The 25,712-nt window shown below is 64.5% G+C and carries 24 protein-coding genes; 21 read left to right on the top strand and 3 right to left on the bottom strand.

What is annotated here, in order from left to right:
* The first annotated feature begins 84 nt into the window (after nt 1-84).
* The 12 genes from map to eccB all read left to right on the top strand — a co-directional run bounded on the left by map (nt 85) and on the right by eccB (nt 11,170).
* The gene (gene map / locus OLW90_RS01895) at nt 85-876 is read left to right on the top strand and encodes a type I methionyl aminopeptidase (RefSeq protein WP_319650774.1); all 792 of its coding nucleotides are present in this window, start codon (nt 85-87) and stop codon (nt 874-876) included.
* Nucleotides 877-951: 75 nt separating this feature from the next.
* The gene (locus OLW90_RS01900) at nt 952-1,767 is read left to right on the top strand and encodes a L,D-transpeptidase (protein ID WP_319650779.1); all 816 of its coding nucleotides are present in this window, start codon (nt 952-954) and stop codon (nt 1,765-1,767) included.
* Between the two features lie 179 nt (nt 1,768-1,946).
* On the top strand, nt 1,947-2,165 hold the full coding sequence (gene infA / locus OLW90_RS01905) for a translation initiation factor IF-1 (protein ID WP_018118368.1): 219 nt from the start codon (nt 1,947-1,949) through the stop codon (nt 2,163-2,165).
* A 191-nt stretch (nt 2,166-2,356) separates the two neighbouring features.
* On the top strand, nt 2,357-2,725 hold the full coding sequence (gene rpsM, locus OLW90_RS01910) for a 30S ribosomal protein S13 (protein ID WP_018118369.1): 369 nt from the start codon (nt 2,357-2,359) through the stop codon (nt 2,723-2,725).
* A 3-nt stretch (nt 2,726-2,728) separates the two neighbouring features.
* Nucleotides 2,729-3,133 (top strand): 30S ribosomal protein S11, encoded by a 405-nt coding sequence (gene rpsK / locus OLW90_RS01915; RefSeq protein ID WP_055122250.1) that lies wholly within the window; start codon nt 2,729-2,731, stop codon nt 3,131-3,133.
* 22 nt (nt 3,134-3,155) lie between these two features.
* A complete protein-coding gene (gene rpsD, locus OLW90_RS01920; protein WP_055122249.1) occupies nt 3,156-3,761 on the top strand; it encodes a 30S ribosomal protein S4 in 606 nt (201 codons plus the stop codon).
* A 69-nt stretch (nt 3,762-3,830) separates the two neighbouring features.
* Nucleotides 3,831-4,847 (top strand): DNA-directed RNA polymerase subunit alpha, encoded by a 1,017-nt coding sequence (locus OLW90_RS01925; RefSeq protein WP_319650785.1) that lies wholly within the window; start codon nt 3,831-3,833, stop codon nt 4,845-4,847.
* A 39-nt stretch (nt 4,848-4,886) separates the two neighbouring features.
* Entirely contained in the window at nt 4,887-5,381 is a 495-nt protein-coding gene (gene rplQ / locus OLW90_RS01930) for a 50S ribosomal protein L17 (protein WP_319650786.1), read from the top strand.
* Between the two features lie 116 nt (nt 5,382-5,497).
* Complete coding sequence (locus OLW90_RS01935) at nt 5,498-6,193, top strand: hypothetical protein (RefSeq protein ID WP_319650787.1); 696 nt, start codon at nt 5,498-5,500, stop codon at nt 6,191-6,193.
* A complete protein-coding gene (truA, locus tag OLW90_RS01940) occupies nt 6,190-7,068 on the top strand; it encodes a tRNA pseudouridine(38-40) synthase TruA (RefSeq protein WP_319650788.1) in 879 nt (292 codons plus the stop codon). Before OLW90_RS01935 ends, truA begins: the two co-directional genes overlap by 4 nt.
* 41 nt (nt 7,069-7,109) lie before the next feature.
* Nucleotides 7,110-9,686, top strand: coding sequence for a DUF6541 family protein (locus OLW90_RS01945; protein ID WP_319650789.1), 2,577 nt, complete (start codon nt 7,110-7,112; stop codon nt 9,684-9,686).
* A 170-nt stretch (nt 9,687-9,856) separates the two neighbouring features.
* Nucleotides 9,857-11,170, top strand: a complete 1,314-nt coding sequence (eccB, locus tag OLW90_RS01950) for a type VII secretion protein EccB (protein ID WP_319650791.1) — start codon at nt 9,857-9,859, stop codon at nt 11,168-11,170.
* A 16-nt stretch (nt 11,171-11,186) separates the two neighbouring features.
* Here the strand turns inward: eccB and OLW90_RS01955 are convergent, their stop codons facing one another.
* Nucleotides 11,187-12,368, bottom strand: coding sequence for a S8 family serine peptidase (locus tag OLW90_RS01955; RefSeq protein ID WP_319650792.1), 1,182 nt, complete (start codon nt 12,366-12,368; stop codon nt 11,187-11,189).
* Complete coding sequence (gene eccD / locus OLW90_RS01960; protein WP_319650793.1) at nt 12,368-13,723, bottom strand: type VII secretion integral membrane protein EccD; 1,356 nt, start codon at nt 13,721-13,723, stop codon at nt 12,368-12,370. Before eccD ends, OLW90_RS01955 begins: the two co-directional genes overlap by 1 nt.
* Before the next feature lie 257 nt (nt 13,724-13,980).
* On the opposite strand from eccD, the gene eccCa reads away from it, so the two are divergent.
* The 9 genes from eccCa (at nt 13,981) to OLW90_RS02005 (ending at nt 24,409) form a co-directional block, all read left to right on the top strand.
* Nucleotides 13,981-17,499: a type VII secretion protein EccCa gene (gene eccCa / locus OLW90_RS01965; RefSeq protein WP_319650799.1), complete on the top strand. Its 3,519-nt coding sequence runs from the start codon at nt 13,981-13,983 to the stop codon at nt 17,497-17,499.
* A complete protein-coding gene (locus OLW90_RS01970; protein WP_319650803.1) occupies nt 17,496-18,635 on the top strand; it encodes a type VII secretion-associated protein in 1,140 nt (379 codons plus the stop codon). The genes eccCa and OLW90_RS01970 overlap by 4 nt, the downstream gene beginning before the upstream one ends.
* A 174-nt stretch (nt 18,636-18,809) precedes the next feature.
* A complete protein-coding gene (locus OLW90_RS01975) occupies nt 18,810-19,127 on the top strand; it encodes a WXG100 family type VII secretion target (protein ID WP_319650808.1) in 318 nt (105 codons plus the stop codon).
* Nucleotides 19,128-19,175: 48 nt separating this feature from the next.
* Nucleotides 19,176-19,463: a WXG100 family type VII secretion target gene (locus OLW90_RS01980; protein ID WP_319650811.1), complete on the top strand. Its 288-nt coding sequence runs from the start codon at nt 19,176-19,178 to the stop codon at nt 19,461-19,463.
* 261 nt (nt 19,464-19,724) lie between these two features.
* A complete protein-coding gene (gene rplM, locus OLW90_RS01985; RefSeq protein WP_319650812.1) occupies nt 19,725-20,168 on the top strand; it encodes a 50S ribosomal protein L13 in 444 nt (147 codons plus the stop codon).
* A complete protein-coding gene (rpsI, locus tag OLW90_RS01990) occupies nt 20,165-20,704 on the top strand; it encodes a 30S ribosomal protein S9 (RefSeq protein WP_319650814.1) in 540 nt (179 codons plus the stop codon). The genes rplM and rpsI overlap by 4 nt, the downstream gene beginning before the upstream one ends.
* Before the next feature lie 104 nt (nt 20,705-20,808).
* Nucleotides 20,809-22,152: a phosphoglucosamine mutase gene (gene glmM / locus OLW90_RS01995; RefSeq protein ID WP_319650816.1), complete on the top strand. Its 1,344-nt coding sequence runs from the start codon at nt 20,809-20,811 to the stop codon at nt 22,150-22,152.
* Nucleotides 22,153-22,241: 89 nt separating this feature from the next.
* The gene (locus tag OLW90_RS02000; RefSeq protein ID WP_319650821.1) at nt 22,242-22,556 is read left to right on the top strand and encodes a hypothetical protein; all 315 of its coding nucleotides are present in this window, start codon (nt 22,242-22,244) and stop codon (nt 22,554-22,556) included.
* Entirely contained in the window at nt 22,553-24,409 is a 1,857-nt protein-coding gene (locus OLW90_RS02005; protein ID WP_319650824.1) for a hypothetical protein, read from the top strand. Before OLW90_RS02000 ends, OLW90_RS02005 begins: the two co-directional genes overlap by 4 nt.
* Nucleotides 24,410-24,784: 375 nt before the next feature.
* Here the strand turns inward: OLW90_RS02005 and OLW90_RS02010 are convergent, their stop codons facing one another.
* Complete coding sequence (locus tag OLW90_RS02010; protein ID WP_319650827.1) at nt 24,785-25,630, bottom strand: dienelactone hydrolase family protein; 846 nt, start codon at nt 25,628-25,630, stop codon at nt 24,785-24,787.
* Nucleotides 25,631-25,712: the final 82 nt, after the last annotated feature.

Below are 25,712 nucleotides of genomic sequence, written 5' to 3' on the forward strand. Positions count from 1 at the left end.
TTCGCATAGGTAGTAGCGGCGTGCTCCGCGCGGTGTGGGGTCGCGGGCGCGGCGTCGATAGTTCAACGTGGGAAGATGAGGGACATGGGTTTTAGAGCGCGCAAGAAGATACCGGGTAAGACCCCCGGTGAGTTAGACGCCATGCAGGCCGCAGGGGAGATCGTGGGCAGGGCGCTGTGCGCGGTGCGCGAGGCCGCCAAGCCGGGGGTGAGCACCCTGGAGCTGGACGCCGTGGCGGAGGCCGTGATCCGCGACGCCGGGGCGTACCCCACCTTCCTGGGGTATGAGGGATTCCCGGCCTCGATCTGTTCCTCGGTGAACGAGGTGATCGTGCATGGGATACCGAGCGCCGAGGTGGTGCTCAAGCAGGGCGATCTGGTGTCCATCGATTGCGGGGCCACCCTGGACGGCTGGGTGGGGGATTCCGCGTGGTCCTTTGGCGTGGGGGAATTATCCCCGGAGGCGGAGGCACTCAACCAGGCCACGGAGTGGGTCATGCAGCAGGGGATCGCCGCGGTGGTGCCGGGGGCGCGCCTCACGGACATCTCTCATGCGCTGGAGGTGGCCACGCGGCAGGCGGAGAAGCGCTGGGGTGTGCCGCTGGGGATCGTCAATGGCTATGGCGGCCACGGCATTGGCCGCACCATGCACGAGGACCCCTTCCTGGCCAACGAGGGCCGCCCGGGCAAGGGGCCGGTGGTGCAGGAGGGCACCACCCTGTGCGTGGAGCCCATGCTCACCCTGGGCACGTGGGACAATGAGGTGCTTGACGATGCCTGGACGGTGGTCACCGCGGACGGCTCCTGGGCCGCGCACTGGGAACACACGGTGGCAGCCACGGCGAGCGGCCCGAGGATTCTGACCCCGCGCCCGTAGCGGGGGAGATGACGGCGATCGCTGTATGTCGCGCCGATGCGGCTTTATGGTCTGGCAGCGGTTATACTTGCGGCCATGTCATACAAGCCCCGCCATGCTAAGCCCTCTGCCACGCGGCGTCGGGCGGTCTCCCTCGCTGCCGCTGGTACAGCGACGGGTGCCCTCCTGGCCTCCCCCTCCATCGCGTCCGCAGCAGAGAATAATCCCGCTCCCGCCACCCTGACCTGGGAGGATCAGGCCCTGGAGATTCGTAACGCCCTCCACGAGCAGGCGGCTTTGCTGCCCCCGGAGCTTGCGGACCCGGCCCTGCAACTGTTGGATAACTCCGTGGAGACGGCCTTCCCCGGGCTGATCGGTCAGCCCGAGCAGGCACCGGCGGTGGATAACGCCGCCGAAGATGCTGCCGTGCAGGAAGCCGCTCGTGCGGAGGAGCAGCGCCGCGTGGAGGCGGAGCAGGCGGAGGCCGCTCGTCGTGCCGAGGCCGAGCGCGTGGCCGCGCAGCAGCAGGCCGACGCCCGCGCCGCAGACCTTTCCTCCACCCCCTGCCCGGCCGAGGCTCGCGCCTGCATTGACTTGCAGGGTAACCGCACCTGGTTGCAGGAAAACGGCGAGGTCACCTACGGCCCGGTGATCATGTCCGCCGGTGCCCCCAGCCCGGAGACCGCCACCCCCACCGGCACCTTCTACGTAAACCGTAAGGTGAAGGACGAGGTCTCCTACGAATTCGATATGGCCCCCATGCCGTACGCGGTGTACTTCACCAACAACGGCATCGCCTTCCATGAAGGTGATCCGGCTCTGCTCTCGCACGGTTGCATTCACCTCAACCACGATGACGCCGTGCAGTACTTCGATCAGTTGCAGATCGGGGACATGGTGTACGTCTACTAAGGATGGGCGCACGCCGAGAGGCTGAGGCGAGTGGGTTTGATGCCCGCTCGCCTTTTTTGGTAGGCGGGGTGGGGAGGTGTACAGTTACCAGAGATCATGTTCTATTGTGCTGCGCGCGAATTTCCGCGTGCGGCGCGGCGTGATCGCTATACATCACATGTCAGCGGAGAGTGGAGGATATGGCAAAGGAAGGCGCCATCGAGGTAGAGGGTCGGGTCATCGAGCCCCTGCCGAACGCAATGTTCAAGGTCGAGCTCGATAATGGTCACCAGGTTCTCGCCCACATCAGTGGGAAGATGCGTCAGCACTATATCCGTATCCTGCCGGAGGATCGCGTCGTGGTGGAGCTTTCTCCCTATGACCTTTCTCGCGGCCGCATTGTCTACCGCTACAAGTAAGTAATTTTTCGCCTCCTCGCTCCAGGTCTTCCGCGTTGTTTTTGCCTTGCGGAAGGCTGCACAACCTTCGGCCACGGTGGCTGGAGCCCTACGGATCACAGCCCAATGTCCGGCTACGTCCCGGATAACGCGCTGCCTGGTAGGGGTGAGCGGGGAGAAAACCACCGTAACAACCGGAAAGGTACTGCCACATGGCACGTCTTGCTGGTGTGGACCTCCCGCGCAATAAGCGCATGGAGGTTGCACTCACCTACATCTACGGCATCGGCCCGGCCCGTTCGGCCAAGCTGCTTGAGGAGACCGGCATCTCTCCCGACCTGCGCACCGATGACCTCAACGACGAGCAGCTTTCTGCTTTGCGTGACGTGATCGAGGCTTCCTGGAAGGTGGAGGGTGACCTCCGCCGCCAGGTTCAGGCTGACATCCGTCGGAAGATTGAGATCGGAAGCTACCAGGGTCTGCGTCACCGTCGCGGTCTGCCCGTGCGCGGTCAGCGCACCAAGACCAACGCCCGCACCCGTAAGGGCCCGAAGAAGACGATCGCCGGAAAGAAGAAGTAATCTATGCCTCCGAAGACTCGCTCTGGCGCCCGCCGCACTGGCCGCCGCGCCGTCAAGAAGAACGTGGCTCAGGGCCACGCCTACATCAAGTCCACCTTCAACAACACCATCGTGTCCATCACCGCTCCCAACGGCGATGTGATCTCCTGGGCTTCCTCCGGCCACGTGGGTTTCAAGGGCTCCCGTAAGTCCACCCCGTTCGCCGCGCAGTTGGCCGCCGAGAACGCCGCCCGCAAGGCGATGGACCACGGCATGAAGAAGGTCGATGTGTTCGTCAAGGGTCCGGGCTCGGGCCGCGAAACCGCTATCCGTTCCCTCCAGGCCGCCGGCCTTGAGGTCAATTCGATCTCCGACGTGACGCCGCACCCGCACAACGGCTGCCGCCCGCCGAAGCGTCGTCGCGTTTAAGGGAAAGGAAAGGTAACTAACTATGGCTCGTTACACCGGCCCCGCAACCCGTAAGTCCCGTCGTCTCCGCGTTGATCTCGTCGGCGGCGATATGTCCTTCGAGCGTCGCCCGTACCCCCCGGGTCAGGCTGGCCGCGCTCGCATCAAGGAGTCCGAGTACCTGCTCCAGTTGCAGGAGAAGCAGAAGGCTCGCTTCACCTACGGCGTGATGGAGAAGCAGTTCCGCCGTTACTACCAGGAGGCTAACCGCCTGCCCGGTAAGACCGGTGAGAACCTCCTGGTTCTGCTGGAGTCTCGCCTGGATAACGTGGTGTACCGCGCTGGTCTGGCGCGCACCCGCCGCCAGGCTCGCCAGCTCGTTTCCCACGGCCACTTCACCGTGAATGGCAAGAAGATCGATGTGCCCTCGTTCCGCGTTTCGAGGTATGACATCATCGACGTGCGCGAGCGTTCCCGCAAGATGCAGTGGTTCGAAGAGGCCCAGGAGCAGCTTGCCGACGCCATCGTGCCGGCCTGGATTCAGGTCGTCCCGGACACCCTGCGCATCCTCGTGCACCAGTTGCCCGAGCGCGCACAGATCGACGTGCCGCTGCAAGAGCAGCTCATCGTCGAGCTCTACTCGAAGTAATCTTTGAGTTTCGTTATCCATCCCTTTCCGTCTATCGGCGTCAAATAGCGGGCGCCAAAGGAGAGTCCCATGCTTATTTCTCAGCGACCCACCCTCACCGAAGAGGTAGTGGAGGAGTCTCGCTCCCGGTTCGTCATCGAGCCGCTGGAGCCGGGCTTTGGTTACACCCTCGGCAACTCGCTGCGTCGTACCCTGCTTTCGTCCATTCCGGGCGCGGCGGTGACCAGCGTGAAGATCGACGGTGTGCTCCACGAGTTCACCACCATCAACGGTGTGAAGGAAGATGTTTCTGACATCATCCTGAACATCAAGTCCATGGTGTTGTCCTCGGATTCCGAGGAGCCCGTGGTGATGTACCTGAGCAAGCAGGGCGAGGGCGAGATCACGGCGGGCGACATTCAGCCCCCCGCCGGGGTGGAGATCCACAACCCGGATCTGCACATCGCCACCCTGAACGAGCAGGGCAGCCTGGAGATTGAGTTCATCGTGGAGCGCGGGCGCGGTTACGTCCCCGCGGCCGCCACCGGCGCCGGAGAGATCGGCCGGATTCCGGTGGATCAGATTTACTCCCCCGTGCTCAAGGTCAGCTACAAGGTCGAGGCCACCCGTGTGGAGCAGCGCACCGACTTTGACAAGCTGATCATTGACGTGGAGACCAAGAACTCCATCTCCCCGCGCAACGCGATGGCCTCCGCGGGCAAGACGCTCGTGGAGCTGTTCGGCCTCGCGCATGAACTCAACACCTCCGCCGAGGGCATCGAGATTGGCCCCTCCCCGCGGGAATCCGAGTTCATGGCCGCCTATGGGACCCCGATCGAGGACCTCAACTTTTCCGTTCGGTCATATAACTGCCTGAAGCGCCAGGAGATTCACACCGTCGGTGAACTCGCGGAGTGCACCGAGTCCGATCTGCTGGACATCCGTAACTTCGGGCAGAAGTCCATCAACGAGGTCAAGATCAAGCTCGCTAACCTGGGGCTGACGCTCAAGGACGCCCCGGATGATTTTGATCCGACGGTGCTTGAGGGATACGACGCCGCCACCGGCGACTACGTGGATGACGAAGCGGAAGATACCGAAGAGTAAGACGCCCGCTCAACTCAACTTTCACACGAGGAGTTATTCATGCCTACCCCGAAAAAGGGCGCACGGCTCGGCGGTTCTGCCAGCAACCAGCGGAAGATTCTGTCTAACCTGGCTGCGCAACTGTTCGAGCACGGTGCCATCAAGACCACCGACGCACGGGCCAAGATGCTTCGCCCCTACGCGGAGAAGCTCATCACCAAGGCCAAGCGCGGCACCCTGGCGGATCGCCGTGAGGTGCTCAAGAAGGTGCCGCACAAGGACGTTGTGGCTCACCTCTTCAACGAGTTGGCCCCCCAGTTTGAGGGCCGCGAGGGTGGTTACACCCGCATCGTGAAGCTGGAGAACCGCCGCGGCGATAACGCCCCGATGTCTCAGATCTCCCTGGTTCTGGAGGAGACCGTGAGCACCGAGGCCACCCGCGCTACCCGCGCCGCCGCCTCCAAGGAGGCCGCGAAGGCCGAGGCCACCGAGGAAGCCGCTAAGGCTCCCGAGGCGGCGGAGGAGAAGGCCGAGGAGACCACCGAGGAGAAGTAATTTCTCCCCTGGGTGAATAACCGAGGCACTCCCCAAGGCGCCGGGGCAGGACAGATGTTTCCTGCCCCGGCGCCTTGTGTGTTTTTGTGTCCCGCGCGTCCGGTATGGTGCTGCGTGTGAGGCAGACGCAGACACTGAGAAGAACACCGGCCACGTTTCTCCTGATCGCGCTGGCGGCCTGGTACGGGGGGCGGCTCGTCGCGGCTATCGGCTGGCAGGGGGAATACCTGCCGCGCCTGAACATGGTGGCCGATCTGCGGGTGGCCGAGTGCGTTCCGGTGGAGGATTTCTTCGCCCCGCGTGTGGCCTGTAGCCCGTATTACCTGGTTTTCCTGCTGGCGGGAATGTTTGCGGCGTTGATGGTGGGGGCCGCCGGAGCCAAGATCATTCAACAGCGGCGCACCCTGGCCGGGGCGGTGCCAATGGGCGTGGCGTTGCTGGTCGCTGGGCTCTTTGGGGTATGGGCCATGACGGCGGACCCCGCGCAGTCCCCCGATGCGCACTATGGGTTTGAGGTGGTAGCCCTGGTGGCACTGTGGTGCGCGATGGTCGTGGTGGGCGTGGTGGGCGTAACCTCCCGGCGGCGGCGCGCGATGATTGACGAGGAGGAGCGCGCCACCGCCGCGGTGGGCGGGCCGCTGATCCCCGTGACCTGGGTGCTCTTGGGGGTATCGGCGCTGGGTCTGGCCCTGACCGTCGCGGCGGCCTTTGGCAATGGCTATGACAACCCGGTGGGCCTGTACCAGCGCATGGCCCTCGACGCCCCGGCCCTGTGGCTGCTGGCGGTGGCCTCGGGGTGGTGGCATCGATGAGTCCGGTGGTGAGGCTGCGGTTGGACCTCGCCTATGACGGCACGGATTTTCACGGTTGGGCCAGCCAAAAGGACCGCAGCCTGCGCACCGTGCAGGGCGCGGTGGAGGAGGCGTTGTCCCTGGTGCTGCGCGTGCCGGTGAGCCTGACGGTGGCGGGGCGGACGGACGCCGGGGTACACGCGGCGGGACAGGTGGCGCACGCGGACGTTCCCGCCGAGTGTCTAGAGCAGCGCTCCATCGAGGGGAAGCCGGAGCGGCTGGTGCGTCGATTAGCACGACTTTTGCCCGAGGACATTCGGCTCAGCGCCTGCACCCTCGCCCCGGAGGGCTTTGACGCGAGGTTTTCCGCTTTACGACGCCACTACCGCTACCGCGTGACCACGGCCCCCGCCGGGCCCGTGCCCACCCGGGTCCGCGATACGACTTCCTGGCCCAAACCCGTGGATATGGCGCTCATGCACGAAACCGCGGATCACCTGGTTGGTCTGCACGATTTCGCGGCGTTTTGCAAGGCCAAGCCCCACGCCACCACGGTGCGCGATCTCCAGGTGCTGCGCTGGCGCGATGCGTCTACGCCCTGGGAGCCGCAGCTCTATGAGGCTGAAGTGAGCGCGGATGCCTTTTGTTGGTCGATGGTGCGCGCCCTGGTGGGGTGTTGCCTGGCGGCGGGGGAGGGGAGGTTTGCCCCCGAGATGGCCCTGGGCTTGTTGAGCGAGCGGCGGCGTTCCTCCCGGGTTCCCGTGGCCGCGGCCAAGGGATTGAGCCTGGTGGGCGTGGACTATCCTGATGATCGGGAACTTGCCGCTCGGGCGTTGGTGACCCGGGATCGGCGTGCGGCGTTACCCTCCCCGGCCCTGGATGCCGATACACTCTAGGGGCTGCACAAAACCAAGAAAGGACCACGAGGCCTCTCTCTATGGATACTGCCCAGATTGCCTATCTCGCGGTACTGATCTTTACCCTGCCGGGATTCCTCCTGAGCTGGGCCTCTGGCATCAAGGCCCCCTGGGCCGCCGCCGCAGCCATGCCGGTGAGCTTCAGCGTTTTTGGCCTGGCCGCCTGGCTGATTGGCTTGACCCCGTGGCGTTATGATCTGCTTTCCGTGACGGGCCTGTGGCTCTTCCTCATGCTCCTGGCGGTGGCGTGGCGCTGGGGCTATGGGCGACGCTTCGGGCGTGGTCGTCGCCGACGTTTCCCGCGCCGCCCGCGCTTTGCAGGATTAAGGAAGCGCCGGGACAAGGGCCGTGACCTCATGGCCACCGTGGTGTATTTACCGGCGGACGCCGATATTCTCCGCGACGCCGATGCGGTGGCCCAGGCCACAGGCATTGACACCCGCGCAAAGCGGTATAAGGAGGCCCTGCTTCCCCCCGCGCCCCAGATCGTTCCCGAATCCGACGAATCCACAGGGGATACCGAGGCTACCGAAGCCGCCGGGGTTGCAGCCCCGCGGTGGACCCAGCGCGAGTGGTGGTTGGACCCACAGCGGCGCCGGGGCGGCATCCTCGATCCCACCTGGATCATTCCCGCCGTGGGCGTGATCGCGGGGGCGCACGTCATCATTGCCAAGTCCTTGGATTTCATTGCCAGTGCCCCGCAGGGGCTCAATAATGTGTTCCAGGGTTGGGACGTGCAATGGCACGCCAACGTGGTGCGCTGGATCATGGAATCCGGCGTGGCCTCTCCCACCAGAATGGGCGAGCTGCACAACATTGAGACTCAGGCCGCGATGTTTTATCCCAGTGGCTGGCACGCGGGCACCTATTTCATCGCGGAACTCGGGGGAGTGTCTCCCATCGAGGCCGTGAATGTGGCCAGCGCCGTGATCCCCGGCGTGGGGTTCCCGCTTTCCGTGGGGCTGCTGGCCTGGAAGATGATGCGCAGCCGCGGAATCACCGCGCAATTGGGGGCGGCCCTGGCGGCGTTCTTGATCTTTGGCGCCCCGGCGGGGTACTGGGTGGGCAATTACGTGGGAGCCTGGCCCTACACGGCGGCGGTGGCGCTCACCGGCGTGGTCATCGCGCTCTTTATGACCGTGCCCAGCAATCCGCGCTTTAGCTTTGTCGCCGCGCTGGCGCTCATGGGCGTTACCCAAATGCACCCCTCGGCGGCCACGATCATCGTGAGCGCCCTGCTGCTGTGGTGGCTGTGCTGGCTGGTGTGGGTGCCGTCTCGCCCCACGGAGGGCGTGCGGCAGGGGCTCATGGTGCGGCTTCGCGACGTCGGATTGCTGGCGGCCTCGGGAGCGGTGGGCGTGGTGCTGCTCCTCCCGCAGATTCTCATGGGCTCCGAGGTTACCGAGGAGGTGGCGGCCTTTTCTGGGGAGGAGGATATTTCCCGGGGGGAGGCCTGGGCCAAGGCGCTGTGGATGAATACCCGGCACGTGAGCGCCTTCGAGGGAATCAACCTCACCTGGGTGCTCTGTGCCGCCCTCATCGGCGGGATCGCGCTGCTGGTGTGGCGGCGCAACGTGTGGGTGATCTTGCTGTACCTCTTCTCCGTGACGCTGGCGGTCAATGCCCTGCTTCCCTTTGATGGCGCGTGGGGTGATCTGCTCAGCTCGATCGGTGGATTGCACTACTCGATGGCGCACCGCCTCATCATTCCGGTGGCCATGCTCGTGATGGCGGCCGCCGGGATCGGCATAGCGGTGCTCATTCGGTTGGTGTGCCTGGCGCCGGTGCGCAAGTGGGCGCGGGCCTCGGTGATCGCCTCCATCGCGCTGGCGGTGCCGGTGAGTTGGGGAATCTATGCGAACCTGTGGTCGCAGATCAAGGAGGGCGCGGAGTGGTCCATCAATTCCTCCCGCGTGGATGGCCGCATGGTCAGCGACGTCGATCTGCGGGCCTTTGACTGGCTGGCCCGCCAGCCGCACGCCTATGAGGGCCTCATCATGGGTGAGCCCGCCGATGGCCACGGGTGGATGTACGCCTACAACACCCTGCCCTCGGTCATGCGTCATTACGATTGGCCCGCGGATTCCAAGGATTCCGCCACCCGCCTGTTGTACTGGTGGCCCAATGCCCTGGGCGCCGGTAACCCCGGTGCCCCCAATGAGCGCAATCACGTGGACGAGGCTGCCGAGCGCATGGGCGTGAACTACATCCTGATTTCCCCGGAGAACTTCTGGATGTCCCAGCCGCGCAACGAGCGCATGATGGACGGACTGTGGTTTACCCCCGGCGTGACCCCGGTGTACCGGGAACAGAACGTGGCGATCTTCGCCGTCAATGAGGCCTTTACCGATGAGGAACTGGAGCAGATGAGGGAGCCGGGCAACTCGCCCGAGCCCCTGGATGAAACGGACCCGGTTCCCACCAAGGGGGAGGCCGGCGTGGCTACCAGCGAGGAAGAGGAGAACCAGCCCTACTTCCACCGACCCACGGAACCCAATAATCGCGCCGACGTTCCCACCGAGGACGCGGATAATGACGCGAGTTGGCCCGTGGAGGGGGAGATCACCGAGGGCGGCGCACCCGTGCGGGTGGAGTGAGCGGCCCGGTGAGGAGATCGGGGGGACGGCTGGACAGCGGGGCTGAGCGGTGGGGCTGCGGTGAGGCCGCGTGGTGCTGCGCGGTGACGCGCTTGCGGCCTATCCGTGTAGCGCGCGGTGTATAGTACAACCAGATAGGGATACATCTTTCGGGGGAAGGCTATCGGGGTATGCCACATCAACGCACCATGCTCGCGTCCACCACGCAGGCGCAGGTTTCCGGCCATCGTTTTCTGCTGCGCAGAATGCACCACGGGCTCGTGCTGGGAGATACCCGCATGATCCACGACCCGCTGGCCAAGCGCCACCGGGCCGCCACCTTTGGCACCGTGCTCACGGTCTTGCTGCTCATGGGAGCGGGCATGCTTGCCGTGCTCGATCCCAAACCCAGCCCCAGCGAGGACGCCGCGCTGCTGCGAGCCACCAGGGGGGCACTGTACGTGCGCGTGGCGGGTGAGGTACACCCGGTGCCCAACCTGGCCTCCGCCCGCCTCGTGCTGGGCAAAGCCGAGGAGCCTGCGGACATCAGCGATGAGGAACTAGGCGTTCTTATACACGGCAGGCCCGTGGGGGTGAACGACGCCCCCGGTTTCATCGCGGATGCCCCGCCTCCCGAGGGGGAACGCACCTGGACGGCCTGCGCGAGACGGGGGACGGTGAGCGTCGAGTTAGGGGGAACGCCCCGCGCGTTAGCGCACGATGAGGCCGTATTGCTGCGCGATACCTCGGGAACTGCTCCGGTGGATTACCTGGTGACGGCGCGGGGCCGGGCGGCATTGCCGCCCGCCGAAACCCCGGAGGGCGTGATATTGCGCCGCAGGCTGGGGGTAAGGGCCACGGCCCCGGTGTGGAGCCCACCGGCTGCCTTGGTGACGGCGATAGCCGAACAAGAGGCCTTTTCCTTCCCCACGCCCCTTCCCGAGGTATGGAGCACCGGAGACGAGGCGTGGCTTTCCCGCCCCGAGGGAATTCATGCCCTGACCGAGACGCAGGCGGACATGCTTACCGATATGGGGGCGCCCCACCGGAACGTTTCCCACGCCCAGGCTGCCGCGAGGCCGGAGGCCCCCAACACCCTGCGCTTACCGGAGCACGCGGTGCGCCTCATCGACCCCGCCACCACGGATTTATGCGTGATGGGGCCGGAGGGCACTGTGGGTACGGTGGGCCACGCCGATGAGGCGCGTACGCAGGTGAAGCTGCCGAATCCTACGTGGAATAGCGGAGGGGAGCGCGGGGAGGTGGAGGATCGCCTGGCGGTGGCGGAGACATTTTCCGCTGACCTGCGCGGGGCGATTGCCGTGGATGCGGGAGCGGGGTATCACGTGGTGACCGCGCATGGGGTGCGGCATCGACTCCCGGATTACGGGACCATCGGGATACTGGGGCTGCCCGAGCCGATTCCGGGGTGGTGGCCGGTGCTTTCTCTGCTGCCCGAGGGAACCCCGCTGAGCGAGGAAGAGGCCCTGCGGGGAACGCGATAGTTCTGCTTTTGGGGCGTTACCCGGCTTCATTCCGCTTCCCGTACCTCGCGGCAAAACCCCAGAGGAATACACCGCACAGGGTGATACCCCCAAGGGATAGCGCAAAGGAGCGGGCGTGCGACTGCGCCCGGAGATCGGGAGGAACCGGGCGAGAGAGTTCGGGCACCGAGCGCTGTGGCAGTGCCGGGGGCAGGCTGGCCGATAACACCTCGTGGGCGGTGATGCTTCCGTGCGGCGGCTGAGCAACGGAGAACAGGTGGGCGCGGACGCGGGCGGGAGAATAATCCGGGTGACGCTCCAGGAGCAGCGCGATGATCCCGGACACCACGGGGGCGGCGAAACTCGTGCCGATGAGGGTCTGTGGGGAGGAGATAAAACCCGAGGAATCGGGAGAGCCCACCGCGCTGATCCACCCCGGGCCGCGCGGGTCTAGGCCCGCCGCCAGGCCTCCCGGGGCGGAAAGCAGATTCGCCCCACCGGACAGGGAGTAATCAGCGAGGGAGTGGGGATCATCGAGCGCGCCCACGGAGATCACGGTGGGGGAGTGGGCAGGATAGACCACGGAGGAATCCTCGCATTGGTTGGAGCGATTCCCCGCCGCCGCGACTACCACGGCACCCTGCCGCTCCGCGCGATCCAGGGCGGAATCGAGGACGCGGGTATCCAGGTGGCGGGCTCGCTCGGGAGCCAGGCAGGCCACCACGGAGATATTAATGACACGGGCGCCCCGATCCACCGCCTCATCAATGGCCTGAGCCAGGGAGGCGAGGCTACCCCGGGCGCGGGAGACCTCATCGGTGTGCGTGGTGGCGGCGCTGGTCTGGCGAATACTGAGAATACGGCTATTGGGGGCCACGCCGCGATCCGCGGCGGCAATAATCCCCGCCACGATGGTGCCGTGGGCATCGCAATCGCGCAGAGAATCGGGTTCCTCCGGTGAGACGAGGTCGGAACCGGCGATGAGGTGGCGCAGTTGCGGGTGCGGGGCCACGCCGGTGTCGATGATCGCCACGGTTATCCCCTCCCCGGAGGCGAGCGGCGATCGCGGTATGGCGGCTGGTGGAACCTCACCATCGAGGGGTATTCCGGCGGCGCAGCGTTCCTCGGCCCGCGCGGGTACATCCGTGACGGCGAAGGCGGCGAAGGTGAGGAAAGGCCAGGAAAGAAGGGAAACGAGGAGGAACCGAATGATGCGCATCACAGGCTCAGCCCCCGGATGAAGGCAAAGACTCCCGCGAGATGGAGGCACAGCGGAAAGAGGGCGGCGATGGTGAGGGACTCTAGGCGCTCCCACCACAGGAGATGAGTGGGATCGGGGGCCGGTACCCGGGGCAGCCACCACGGCATACCGATGCAGGCGCAGCAAAGAAAACCGATGAGCAGCGTGATAATCAGGCGATTTTCCGCCACGATACCCACGGTGGCGAGGGTACCGAGGGCACCGAGAGCACTGAGCGCGCAGCCGATGTGTGACCACAGAACGATCGGGTGGGGGTGGCGCAGGCCGTGGAGCGTGAAAACCACGGCAAAGCCGAGTGCGACGGCGGCGCTAAACCCCACACCGGTGGGGGAATGACGGGTGGTGAGTCCGATGATGAGGAGGCAGGGGCACGCGACGAGGGCGGTGCCGAGGTGAATCCCCTCGTAGACGAGGCGAGCGCGCCGGGCGTGGCGCTGCATGCGTTCGGGGGACGATGGGGGAGCGTCGGAAAGCCCCAGATCCTGCCCGGCCGAGGGGAGCCTGGGTGGGGTGAGACTCGCGCAGGCGGTGGAGAGGCGCGGGGAGAAAAGGATGAGAAGAAAACTCAGGAGCAGGGTCAGGGCCGCCGTGCCGGAAAGATTCTTGAGGCCAAACCATGCCGCCACGGCGGCAAGTCCGAGGAAGCAGGCGACGCTGGCGGCGGCGATGATCCGGGTGGGCAGGCCGCGCGCGGCGAAGCCGCAGGCGGTCAGGGCAGCGGCGGCGGAGAGAATCCCGACGAACAGGGCATAAGCGGGCCATTGATAAGGCTGCCCACCGTATATCCACAGGAAACCCGAGGCGCCGGCGCAGGCCGTGCCAGCGGCGATTACGCCGGGCAGGGGCTGTGCCCACAGAGTGAGGATCACGGCGGCCACGGTGGAGGGAAGAAACGCGCCCCAGAGGGGAAGCCACGGGGAGAGCACCATGACCAGAGCGAGGAGGGAAACGGTCGCCGCGGCGTGGGCAAGGGAGAGCGGGGGCACCGGGCGCGCCGCGCGGGAGGTTTCCTCGGTGAGGGCCTCGGTGGCGTCGAGAAGCACGGGAGGAGGGAGTTCCTGCTGCGGGCTTAAAAGCAGGGAATCGCCGTCGCGGAGGCCCGTGTGGGAGAGAGGCACGGTGGCGTCGATAGTCCGCCCGCCTGCCGTAAGGGCCTGCCACGGGCGGGTGAGCAGCGGCGCGGCACAGAGCGCGAGGAGCTCATCGAGGAACTCCGCGAGCGAAGAATGTGCAGGTAGGGCGATGTCCGCCTCGCGGTGGTAGGAACCAGCGTGGAGACGGATGCGAAGCCTGAGCATATGGCTAGTGGCCATGATGGAATCAACTCCCCCGAGTACGTATGCGCTCACCCCCGGGTGAGGCACCCCGATCATTTTTCTCCATCATGGTCTATTCTGTGGAATATGTCCACAGCAGGGGGTTGTGGCCAGAGAGCATGACACACAAGGGGGACGTCATGGCAGAACCTGTATCCCGCGTTGTACCTGCGGCAACGTCGCTTTGCGTGGAGTATCGTTCCGCGTCCCAGCGGGTTCCCGCACCGCCCAGGCCGGAGGGGACGCTCAAAGCGATGCCGGTGCCTCCCGCGCATAAGCCCTCGACGCCGCCGCTCGTGCGGCTGCTCATGCCCGTGGTGATGGTGGCCGCGATGGCGGCGATGGTGACCGTGATGTTCCTTTCCGCCGGAACGGTCAATCCCATGATGCTGGTCATGCCGCTCATGGCCGCGATGGGTTTTCTCATGATGTTTTCACCCCAGAATGGCAATGACGCGGATGAAACCCGCCGCACATATTTGCGCCATCTGGGTCAATTACGTGCCACCGCTTTATCCAACGCGCAGGCGCAGCGGGAACACGAGGTGCACCGCTATCCGAATCCGGCCGACGCATGGGCTTTAGTGGGCGGCGAGCGCATGTGGGAGCGGGGAATCCACGATGAGGATTATCTGGAAGTGCGCGTGGGTTTAGGGATTGCCGCATTGTGTACCCCCATTGAGGTGAGCGATCCGGGAGCCGCGGAGGATCTTGATCCGGTGTGCGCCACATCGTTGCGGCATACCGTGCAGGCGGCCAATACGGTGGGTAGTAGCCCCGTGGTGGTGCAACTTCGGGCCTTTACCTATATCTCCGTGGCGGGAGCGAGAGCCGCAGATTGCGTGCGCGCCATATTGTGCAGCCTGGTTTTTCAACAAGGCCCGGAAGCAATAGGAATTGTGGTGGATTATCGCGGAGCGGAATGGGAATGGCTGAAATGGTTACCACATACGAGGAATCCAGAACGGGCCGCTTATAGCATTGCCGTGGTGGAAGCGGAAGGAGAGGCGCCTGAGGCGGATACGGTCATAGACATCTCGCCCGAGGGCACCAGTGCTATTCGACGCCGCGCCGAGGAAGAGGGCTTGGCCCTCGACCTAGACGGGGAATTGTGGGTGCATACGGCCGGTGGAAAGGAGAAATTGGGGAGCCCGGATTATATGACGATGGTGCAGGCCGTGGCCCTGGCTCGGCGCATGGCTCCCTATTATCGCCCGGATATTCCCCGTGGTGGCGTGGAATTAACGCAGAATAATGACCTCCTGCCGCTATTAGGAATGAGCGGAAGCGCAGACATTGCTCCGGCGAGATTATGGCCCGGACGCGAGAGCAGCGCGGACTCTAGGCTCAAAGTGCCCATTGGGGTGAGCACGGTAACGGGCCTGCCGGTGTGGTTGGATCTGAAGGAATCCGCGCATGGGGGCATGGGGCCGCATGGCTTATGCATTGGGGCCACAGGATCGGGGAAATCGGAATTATTGCGCACCCTGGTGGTGGCGCTGGCGGCCACGCACAGCCCGGAAGAACTCACCTTGGTGTTGGTGGATTTTAAGGGTGGAGCCACATTTCTGGGGTTGGATCATCTTCCGCATACCTCGGCGGTGATCACAAACCTAGAGCAAGAGGCCACCCTGGTGGAAAGAATGCACGATGCCATAGCGGGCGAAATGAATCGCAGGCAGGAAGTACTCCGCGCCGCCGGGAACTTTGCCAACGTTCGAGAATATGAGGCGGCACGGGAAGCCAGCAGAACGGACTTAGAACCCATGCCCGCACTGCTCGTGGTGGTCGATGAGTTTTCGGAGCTATTGGGCCAGCATCCGGATTTTGCCGATCTCTTTGTGGCGGTGGGCAGGCTGGGGCGTTCCCTCCACGTGCACTTGCTCTTGGCCAGCCAACGCTTGGAAGAGGGGCGGCTGCGGGGGCTGGACTCGCACCTTTCCTACCGCATTGGCTTGCGCACCTTTTCCGCCGCCGAGTCGCGGCAGGTCCTCGGGGTACCGGACGCCCACGAACTCCCCTCGGTGCCGGGAATGGGCTTTGTGAAGGCCGGGGCGGAGGACGTGGTGGGCTTCCGGGCGGCCTACGTATCCGGTCCGTTGGTGAGCCGGAGGGAAGTGGAGGGCTCTCCGCGTCAGGCGTGCCTATACCGCGGCTGGTCCGATGTGGAAAAGGAAGTAAGGGTGGTCGAGGAGGAGGAATCCCGCACGGTGCTCGAAGCCGTGGCTGAGAGCGCGCAGTGTGCGGCGCAGGAACGCGGGCAGAAAGCCCGGACATTATGGCTGCCACCGTTGCCGGAGATGGTGGAACTCGCGGGAGTGGTGGAGCCGATGGGGCGCTTGCGTGCCGCCGTGGGCATTATTGATCGCCCGTATTACCAGCGGCAGGATCCCTTGGTTTTGGACTTCACCGTGGGCGGTGGTCACGTGGCCCTCTGCGGCGGGCCACGCTCCGGGAAATCCACGGCCTTACGCAGCATTGTGGCCTCCCTGGCGGCCACGCACACCACCGATCAGGTGCGGTTTTATGTGGTGGACATGGGCGGGGAGAGCCAAGGAGTATTGGAGCGGCTGCCGCACGTGGCCGGGGTGGCGCATAAGAAAGACCTCGGAAAAGTACACCGCGTATTCGACGAGGTGATGGCCTTGGTGGAGGCGGGCCTGCCCGGTGATGGTCGGCATACCTTTTTGGTCATTGACGGCTGGCACGCCTTGGTTACGGATTGCGAGGAAGAAGTAGATCGGGTGGCGCGCATCGTGGCCGATGGTGCGGCCGCCGGAGTACACGTGATGATTTCCACGCAGCGGTGGACGGTCCTGCGGCCGGTGATCCGTGATCTCATTGATCACCGCCTGGAACTGCAACTGGGCGAGGCGATGGATTCCCTCATTGATAGAAAGGCGCAGCAGAAGATACCGCCGCGCCCGGGGCGAGGAATTACCGCCGAGGGAGAACCCATGCTGTGGTGCATGTGCTCGGCACAGGACATAGCGCACATCACCACCATTTCTGCCGAGCAAACTCCGGTTCCTGAGTTGAAGGTGCTTCCTGGTTTCCTCCCCGCCGCGGAATTGCCCCGCGATGAGGGGCCATTAGCCGTGGGGATCGGTGGAATACACATGGCCCCTATTCGCTGGAATAACGATCATATGCTGTGCATAGGCGCGCATGGATCGGGAAAATCCACCCTGGTGCGCACTGCGCTGGAGGGGATTGCTCGGCTGGAACCCCAGCGGGCGAGGATCGTGCTCGTGGATCATCGTCGCGCTCATCTTGGAGCGGTGCCCGAGCACATGCTCGCCGCCTATAGCGCTTCCTCCTCGGCCACGGTGGAGGCATTGCGCAATACCGCCGTGACGCTTCAGAAGCGCATACCCGGCCCGGAGGTAAGCGCGGAGCAATTGCGAAAGCGAAGCTGGTGGGAGGGCCCGGAGATCTACGTGGTGATTGATGATGCGTACTTGGTGGACTCCGCCGCTTTGGCGGAGATCATGCCCCTGATACCCCATGCGCGTGATGTGGGTCTGCACCTGGTGGTGGCGCATAAATCCGGGGGCATCAATAGGGCGCTGTACCAGCCCTTCCTTGCCGCGCTGCGGGATCAGATTCCCACCGTGCTCCTCTTGGACGCGGATAAGGAAGAAGGCGCTATCTGCGGGATGAAGCCAGTGGCGCAGCCTCCCGGGCGGGGGAGATGGCTAGAGCAAGGGGCCGAGCCAATAACAATGCAGGTGGCCTGCGTGGAGAGGCACGGGGACGAGGGGGAGATGTGAGCAGTTTGGTTATCACGATTCTGGAGGAAGCCACCGTCTTTGAGGGCGCGGATACCGTGTACCGCTATGACCTGGTGCCGCCGGTGCTTACCGAACCGTGGGCCTTGACCGCGGTGGTGGAACAAGCCCAGGCGGTGTTGCCCGAGGATGGGGAGCCGGTGGAGGTGCGGGTAACCATGGAACTCGCCCCGGACGCCCCGGACGCGCCGGGACGGGAGGAGGCGGGCCTGGCGGTGGAGGCGGTGCAGGCGGCGTTACGGGCCGGGTTACCGACTGCATTACCGGAAGCCGTGCAGGAAGTGGGGTTGGGGGTGCGGGAGGGGGAACCAGTGGTCGAACCGGGGGACGTTGGGGACTCAGGGGACGCTGGGTACGCGGAGCGCCCTGAGCCCACGGAGATTCTTTACCCCTCTCTGCCGTCGCGGACATCGCCGGTTAATGGATCGTCGGCCAGTGGGCGGGACGCCCTTGCCTTGATGAAAGGGAGAACCGGGAAGCATACGCGCGGGGGTGATGAGCCGCTGTGGCGACGTTTTACCTGGATACACCTGGCGATGGTGGGGATTATCGCTGCCGTGGTGGGGTTATCGTGGTGGACGATGGGGAGGAGCACGACTCTGGGCACAGAGCCCAAGGCGCAGGGGATCGTGGGGAGTCCCGTGCCCGTAGCGGCGGAGGAGTCTGAGGGGGCGGCGGCAAGCCCGCAAGGGCCAGCGTCTTCCTCGCCACCCATCGTGGTGCACGAAATCGGACGGGTGCGGGCCTCCACCACTGCCGGTTTCCGGGGAGATATGGAGGGGGAGGATGTGGTTTTCCGGGGTGAGGATGAGGCACTGAGGATAAGGGTGTCCGCCGATCCGGTGTTCGGGGTGCCGGCGGAAGCGGTGTTGCGGGAGGTAATGGAAACGGTGGAACACGATCCCACGTTGAGCGGGGTGGAACCGGGTGCGCCTCCCCAGGGAGAAAAGGAAAAGGTGCGATACCGGGAGGAACCGGGTGATGGCTCGGTGGTGGAGTGGGTGACGTGGGTGGAGGCGGGGCACCACGTAAGCGTGGGGTGCCATACCCGGGAAGCCTCTACCGTGGTGCAGCGGGCTGCGTGTCGCATTGTGGAGGAGTCCACGGGGGTGCTGTAGGCGCGGGTGGTAGTCGGTCCTCGGGGTGCTTAGCGACGGTGGCGGCAACAAACTTTTATCCGCGAGGGAACCGATGGAGCGCGGGAGCAGTCAAAGATAAGTGGAAGGTTCCACCACGGTGGGACTTTCCGCTCTAGGACTATTTGTTGCCGATCTTTTCAAGAAGGGGGAGAGATGTCAGGAATGTTCAGAACGGAAGCTGACGTCATGGTCGCCACCGCAGGCCGCGTGGACGATACCAATAGCCAGGTGCAATCGGAATTGACCAGATTGCAGGGCGTGGTGGACGGGGTACGAGGCTCCTGGGCGGGTAACGCACAGGTGAGTTTTGACAACCTCATGGAGAGGTGGAACACCTCGGCCCGGGAGTTGCGTGAGGCGCTGGGATCTATCAGTGAGAATATTCGGTCCAATGCCCATCACTTTGAGGACATGGAAGCGCAGAATGCCCAGGCCTTTAGCGCCGTGGGCGGATCGGGTCTTGCCCTGTAGCGGGGTGGGGTCAGACCAGGAAGAATAAAGAAAAAAGGGGGTTTAACGATGGATCACATTAAGTATTCGTTCGGGGCCATTGAGGCTGCCGCCGGTGATATTCACGCCACCTCGGGCAGAATCAATGGGTTGCTGGGCGAACTCAAGGCGCTGCTGCAACCGATGGTGGCGGCGTGGGAAGGTGATTCCGCAACGGCGTATCAGGCCGCGCAGGAAAAATGGGATCGCTCCGCTGAGGATTTGAATCAGATCCTTGACACCATTTCACGCACGGTTACCCAGGGCAATGACCGCATGGCGGATGTCAATCGCGCCGCAGCGGCCTCGTGGGGATAGCACGTCGTTAGGGCACTGAGCCGCTGAGGCGCAGATCACGGTGATGGGGGTGCGTGTCATCGCAGGATGGACACGGGCGCGATGGGGCAGCGCTTCTATCACCGTGGTTTTTGCTTTGTGGGTGGAACGGCGTAAAGTTAAACGCCTGTGTGTCACACGTATGTATGGCCGATCCCGGGTCTCCACCGGCCGCCGCGATCGCCGTGGGACGCGCTTGTTGGCCGGCAGTCCTGTAGATAAGACCTCCAAGGAGTCACTTAAGTGTCTACTTATCACCCGAAGAGCGGTGACATCACCCGCAAGTGGTATGTCATCGACGCCACTGACGTGGTTCTGGGTCGTCTTGCCACCCACGCTGCAAACCTGCTGCGCGGAAAGGGTAAGCCCCAGTTCGCCCCCAACGTTGATTGTGGCGATCACGTCATCATCATCAACGCTGACAAGGTTGCTGTCAGCTCCAACAAGCGCGAGCGTGAAATGCGCTACCGTCACTCGGGCTACCCCGGTGGCCTCAAGACCATGACCCTGGGCCGCGCGCTTGCCGATCACCCGGCACGCACCGTGGAGGAGTCCATCCGGGGCATGATGCCGCACAACAAGTTGTCCAACGCTTCCATCAAGAAGCTGCATGTTTACGCTGGCGCTGAGCACCCGCACGCTGGCCAGAAGCCGGAGAACTACGAGATCAAGGTGGTGGCACAGTGACCGAGCCGAACAACAACATCGAGAACAACGTCGCAGACGCCGAGGACTTGGCTGCCGCTGCGGCCGCCACCGAGGAGTTCACCAACACCATCGGTGACCACCTGGTTTCTGAGACCGAGGTTGAGGTCGAGGTGGAGCAGGCTGGCGTCGAGGGTCCCATTCAGACCGTGGGCCGCCGTAAGCGTGCCATCGTGCGCGTGCGCCTGGTTCCGGGCTCCGGCGAGTTCGTGTGCAATGGCCGCACGCTGGAGGACTACTTCCCGAACAAGATTCACCAGCAGACCGTGAAGTCCCCGCTGGTGCTTCTGGATCGTGAAGGCCAGTTCGACATTCAGGCAAACCTGAAGGGTGGTGGCCCCACCGGCCAGGCCGGTGCTTTCCGCCTGGCCATTGCCCGTGCGCTTAACGCCTACGCTCCGGCGGATCGCGCGGCGCTGAAGAAGGCTGGCTTCCTCACCCGTGACGCTCGTGCCGTCGAGCGCAAGAAGGCCGGTCTGCACAAGGCACGTCGTGCCCCGCAGTACTCCAAGCGCTAAATCTTTTATTGCGCGCCTGCGCCGCTCCTGGTTTTCCAGGAGCGGCGTTTGCCGTTGTGGGGCGCCTCCCCGGTGGCGGGGCCTAGGCGGGCATAATGGAGCGCATGACTCGACTTTTTGGCACTGATGGTGTGCGCGGCTTGGCAAACGAGGCTTTGACGGCCTCCCTGGCATTGAGGTTGGGGGCGGCGGCAGCGCAGGTGCTCACGGCTGAGAAGCAATCCTCCAAGCGTCGCCCGCTCGCTATCGTGGGCCGTGATCCGAGGGTATCGGGGGAGATGCTGGCGGCGGCGCTGGCGGCGGGCATGGCGTCGAGAGGCGTCGATGTGCTGCGCGTGGGGGTGCTGCCCACGCCCGCCGTGGCTTTCCTGACCGATGATTATGGTGCGGATATGGGCGTGATGATCTCCGCCTCGCACAATCCCATGCCGGATAATGGCATCAAGTTTTTCTCCGCCGGTGGGCGCAAACTTCCGGATACCGTGGAGGATGAGATTGAGGCCGTGATGGCTCAATTGAAGGAGGAGGGACCCACGGGGCACGGCGTGGGGCGCGTGATCGAGGAGGCCACGGACGCCCACGAGCGCTATCTGGCTCATCTCAAGGAGGCGGTGAAGGCCGATCTCACGGGGCTGCGAGTGGTGGTGGACGCCGCTAACGGTGCGGCCGCAGAGATCGCCCCGGAGGCTTATCGGCGCGCCGGTGCCGAGGTCATTGCTATTCATAATGAGCCGAACGCCTATAACATCAACGATAACTGCGGTTCTACGCACATCGAGCAGACCCAGCGCGCGGTGCTGGAACACGGTGCCGACCTGGGATTGGCACACGACGGCGACGCGGATCGCTGCCTGGCGGTGGACGCGCAGGGGCGGGTGGTCGATGGGGATCAGATCATGGCGATTCTGGCGGTGGCCATGCGGGATAACAACGAGTTGAAGAAGAACACCCTCGTGGCCACCGTGATGAGCAACCTGGGGCTTCGCCTGGCGATGGAGGAGCAAGGGATCACCGTGGTACCCACCAAGGTGGGGGATCGCTACGTACTGGAGGAGATTAACGCCTCGGGCTTTAGCCTGGGCGGTGAGCAATCGGGACACATCATTATCCCCGAATATGGCACCACCGGCGATGGGGTTTTGACGGGACTCAGCCTCATGGCGCGCATGGCGGAAAAGGGTGAATCCCTGGCGGATCTGGCCTCCGTGATGACGGTTCTGCCCCAGGTGCTCATCAACGTGCCCGTTTCCAATAAGAGCGTGATCGCCCAGAATGATCAGGTGATCGCGGCTATCGAGGAAGCGGAGGCGGAGCTGGGGGAGACGGGCCGGGTGTTGCTGCGGCCCTCGGGGACGGAGGAGTTATTCCGCGTGATGGTGGAGGCCGCGGAAGAGGAGCAGGCCCGCAAGGTGGCTGGAAAGCTCGCCGCGGTGGTGGCCGCAGTATAAGCGGCAATCTTTTTGGGGTTCGGGGGAACCGGCGGGGTGGTGATCCGAGTCAAAGAGAAAGAGCATCGTTTTCTTTGATTTGGATCAGCATGAGGGGGATCAGCGTGGAGGACATCTCTATCGCCCCGCAAGCCATTCGCGCCATGGTCAAGCGGGGGCTTGAGGAATTAGAAGAGCGGATAGGCGCGCACGGCGCGGCACCGCCAGCCTTGCCGACGCACGCCGTGGGCCAGGCATTCCGCGAACAGGCGGTGCGGCTTTCCGAGGTGTACCGGAGCATGCACGCGGAGGAGATAACAAGAATGCAGCGCCTTTCTGCGTTATTGCGCGACGTATTGCGCGATATTGACCGCGTGGAGGACACGGATCGGGAGCACGCGCGGGATATGGAGCGATGGGGATGACGAGCGTTCAGCATTACGACGACGCCGTGGCCGAACTCCGAGAGGCCGCGAGAGGGCGCTACGCGGGGCCGACGGTTCCAACGGCAGACCTGGCTCAGGCGGTAGATGGTATCGAGGGCTTAGACACCCAGGAGATTGCTCATCACATGAAGCGCGCCTTGGGCTCCACGGATACCGCTGGGTTGAGTAAGGTTTGGCTCGGTGGCCTGCTGCAATTGCTCAAACACCTTGCCTTTGGCCTCATCGGAGACACCGTGGCGGAGGGAATACGGGGGTGGTGGCGGAACCGCGATGACGCCAAGGAGTTAGGCACCCAAACCGGGCAGGCCACGGAGGCTCTTGATGATATAGCCCGTACCTCCGATACCGCCGTGATGGAGATTCTCTCCGCGCTCTCGCAGAGCGTGGCGGCCTTGAGCGCCCATCTCCGGTGTCTTGATCCACAGGCAAGCCCGGAGCATGAGGCGGCGTTTCAATCCTCTTTAGGTTCAGCCGCCGCCCTGGTGGATCAGGCGGCGCAATCCGTGACGCAACTGTGTCAGGAACGGGATCAGGCGGTGCGCGGGTGCGTGGCAGAATTGGAAAGGCGGGCCGTGTCCATGTGTGAGGGGGATCAGCCACGGGTACCCGCGGCCGTGATGGACTCGTCCTGCGCCTCGGAGACTACCCGTGCCGCGCGAGCCACCCAGGTTTCCCCCAGTGCGCCCGGGCAAGGACCGTCGGAGGCTCCCGCCCCACCGCAAGGCGAGCAACCGGGAACCACCGCAGCGCCCTCTGCGCCGTCGGTTTCTCAGCCGACTGCGAAAGCCCCGGTCGCGGGAGTACCCACTGTGGCCACGACCGCGCAGTGTGCTCCCCAGGAGGCACCGGCCTCGGAAGCGGGGCGCGCAGCGGAACGGCCCGCCGCGCAGCAGGTGCCCACGGGAGGGGCGGAGTCACCCACCCCGCAAAAACCGTCCTCCCAGCCGTGTGAATCCGGGAGGGGCGGCGCGGTGGGGCCAGTGGCGAGCGCGGATACGTCCCTCACACCTCAAGGGGAGGCTCCGCCGGAGACGTCGTGCGCGGATCTCCCAGCGCCCCATAAGGCACCTGTGGCGAGCTCACCCATCACCGATGAGTGCTCCCCGGTGCAGACGATCGCGGCGCAGGCCACGGCGGCGGGCCTAGAGGCGGTGAAGCAGGGGCTGGGGTTGGCCCAGCAGGTGAGCGCAGGCGTGACCGAGGCCGCCGGTGCTTTCTTGGAGTCCCTGACAGAGGAGGTGGGGTCTACGGAGACGGGTGTGAAATTAGGGGAGAAGCCCGTGTGCGAGAGCACATGCGAACAACCACAGCAGGAGGCCCAGCCGTGCCCGCCCCCAGAAGCGGAAACACCTGCCCCGGAGCCGGTGCCCACGGAACCAGCGAGGGCAGCAAAAGTGGAGGAATGCCCCGTACAAGAGCCCGTGAGCGCTGAACAACCGACCCAGGAATGTCCGCCGCCTGAACCATCGGAGCCACCGGAGCCACCAGAATGCCCGGAGACAGCGCCTCAACCCCCAGCGGAGACGCTCACCAATGAGCCCCTACCCGAACCCGCACTACCCGAACCACCAGTGGAGGACTTGGCCCGAGTACCGGAGCCGGAGCCACCGGCGGAGAAGTTAGCGCACATGAATGAGGCTGCGGCCGTGCCGCCCGCTGCTAGCGGGGAAGGCACGGACCACACGGTGAGCACGGACAGCAGAGAAACATCAACTACGGGTGAGTCAAAGGAAATGGAGGAGGCCGCCGCCCAGCAGGAATCTGCACCGGAACAATCAGAGCAGCCGGAAGAGACACAACCAAGCGGTGCGAGAAAGGCAGGTGCGTGGTAAATGGAGTTTGAGGAGTTTGCCCGGCGATTTAGGGAACGCGCGGCGAAGAGAATGTTGGAGTTCGAGGTGGCTCTGGAACAAAGCCGCCGCGATCTAGAAAAGGCCGCAGAAAAGAAACCGGAAACGCCGCACGGTGGATCGACACGGCCCGCAGCGCAGAGTGAGACTTGGGGAGCGTGGGAGACGCGGCCTGCGGCACCCGGTGTGACGGCTATACCGCCGACCACCCTGTCATCCCTAGAGCAAACGGAAGGGGCAGGTCATCGGAGGGTACCGGAGCACCGGCCTCCCCGTGGGCCGGTGCAGGGGGTGTTAAAGAGAAACTGATAAGCGTGAGGATTCCGGCGAGGCGGCCTCGGGAAAGCCTAAAGCCCGCTACAGCGGGAGAGATACCTTGCGGTGCACGTTGGCCTTGTCCTCGATCTCTTCCGGGGTAAAGGACAATACCTTTTTTGCCGTGGCGTCCGGCTCGGAGAACCCGGAGTATTTCTTTTCCCCGGCCAATTGGTGGAGTAGAAACCCGGTGATAAGCCCGCGCGCGGTTTCCTTGGCGGAATGCTGAGGGCCGCTGGCTCCCACGAGGAGCTTGCGCATGGTGTCCTCGCTGAACCCGTGTTGGGTGCCGTTTTCTAATTCTCGGTAGGCCACTTCGCCTTTCCAATTGTGCGCCACTCGCGCGGGATTCCCGGATTCCAGGAGGCTATCGCGTCCCGAGGCCAGAACAAGCCCGGGGGCCGCCACCGCGCGGGCCGCTTCCTCCGAGGAGGGGGAGGTAACGGCGGGGTAGGCGCAGGCGAGGGCGCGAACCTTGTCCTCGTTGGCGGAGGCGAGGATCGCGGCACCGGCTCCCATGCCGTGCCCCACGAGGCCGAGTTTCCCCGGGGAGACGGTGACATTTCCATGCCCCAGCTTCACCCCGGCGAGGATCTGCATGCAGGTGTTGAGGTCGGCGGCGAGGCTGCGATGGTCGGGATTAAAGCCGGTCTGGGTATCCGGGGCCGCCACGGCGATGCCCCAACTGGCCAGGTGGCGCAGGGTGACGCGGTATGCCTTGATGCCGGTAAACCAGTCGTGGCCAAAGGCCACGGCGGGAATGCCATTGCCCTCGGCGGGGGTGTACACCTTGCCGGGCAGTCCGGCATAAGCGAGGTCGCCCACCAGGACGCGGTGGGGGCCGCGCTTGGAAAGCTTGGAGAGGTGCTTGTTCAGATTCTCAGACACGCCTACAGGATAGTAAATAGGACAGCGCCGTTGTGTTTCCTCCGTCGGCCAGCGAGCATAAAGGCCGGGGAATCCCGTGGCG

Source organism: Corynebacterium sp. 21KM1197 (assembly GCF_033783015.1).
GTDB lineage: Bacteria > Actinomycetota > Actinomycetes > Mycobacteriales > Mycobacteriaceae > Corynebacterium.

What these genes read in the sequence shown, in the direction of transcription:
- map (WP_319650774.1), top strand. Translation starts at nt 85, where the DNA reads ATGGGTTTTAGAGCGCGCAAGAAGATACCGGGTAAGACCCCCGGTGAG.
- OLW90_RS02000 (WP_319650821.1), top strand. Translation starts at nt 22,242, where the DNA reads ATGAGGGGGATCAGCGTGGAGGACATCTCTATCGCCCCGCAAGCCATT.
- rpsD (WP_055122249.1), top strand. Translation starts at nt 3,156, where the DNA reads ATGGCTCGTTACACCGGCCCCGCAACCCGTAAGTCCCGTCGTCTCCGC.
- OLW90_RS01955 (WP_319650792.1), bottom strand. Translation starts at nt 12,368, where the DNA reads ATGCGCATCATTCGGTTCCTCCTCGTTTCCCTTCTTTCCTGGCCTTTC.
- OLW90_RS01975 (WP_319650808.1), top strand. Translation starts at nt 18,810, where the DNA reads ATGTCAGGAATGTTCAGAACGGAAGCTGACGTCATGGTCGCCACCGCA.
- glmM (WP_319650816.1), top strand. Translation starts at nt 20,809, where the DNA reads ATGACTCGACTTTTTGGCACTGATGGTGTGCGCGGCTTGGCAAACGAG.
- rpsM (WP_018118369.1), top strand. Translation starts at nt 2,357, where the DNA reads ATGGCACGTCTTGCTGGTGTGGACCTCCCGCGCAATAAGCGCATGGAG.
- OLW90_RS02005 (WP_319650824.1), top strand. Translation starts at nt 22,553, where the DNA reads ATGACGAGCGTTCAGCATTACGACGACGCCGTGGCCGAACTCCGAGAG.
- eccB (WP_319650791.1), top strand. Translation starts at nt 9,857, where the DNA reads ATGCCACATCAACGCACCATGCTCGCGTCCACCACGCAGGCGCAGGTT.
- OLW90_RS01925 (WP_319650785.1), top strand. Translation starts at nt 3,831, where the DNA reads ATGCTTATTTCTCAGCGACCCACCCTCACCGAAGAGGTAGTGGAGGAG.
- rpsK (WP_055122250.1), top strand. Translation starts at nt 2,729, where the DNA reads ATGCCTCCGAAGACTCGCTCTGGCGCCCGCCGCACTGGCCGCCGCGCC.
- infA (WP_018118368.1), top strand. Translation starts at nt 1,947, where the DNA reads ATGGCAAAGGAAGGCGCCATCGAGGTAGAGGGTCGGGTCATCGAGCCC.
- rplQ (WP_319650786.1), top strand. Translation starts at nt 4,887, where the DNA reads ATGCCTACCCCGAAAAAGGGCGCACGGCTCGGCGGTTCTGCCAGCAAC.
- eccD (WP_319650793.1), bottom strand. Translation starts at nt 13,723, where the DNA reads ATGGCCACTAGCCATATGCTCAGGCTTCGCATCCGTCTCCACGCTGGT.
- OLW90_RS01900 (WP_319650779.1), top strand. Translation starts at nt 952, where the DNA reads ATGTCATACAAGCCCCGCCATGCTAAGCCCTCTGCCACGCGGCGTCGG.
- OLW90_RS01945 (WP_319650789.1), top strand. Translation starts at nt 7,110, where the DNA reads ATGGATACTGCCCAGATTGCCTATCTCGCGGTACTGATCTTTACCCTG.
- OLW90_RS01980 (WP_319650811.1), top strand. Translation starts at nt 19,176, where the DNA reads ATGGATCACATTAAGTATTCGTTCGGGGCCATTGAGGCTGCCGCCGGT.
- eccCa (WP_319650799.1), top strand. Translation starts at nt 13,981, where the DNA reads ATGCCGGTGCCTCCCGCGCATAAGCCCTCGACGCCGCCGCTCGTGCGG.
- truA (WP_319650788.1), top strand. Translation starts at nt 6,190, where the DNA reads ATGAGTCCGGTGGTGAGGCTGCGGTTGGACCTCGCCTATGACGGCACG.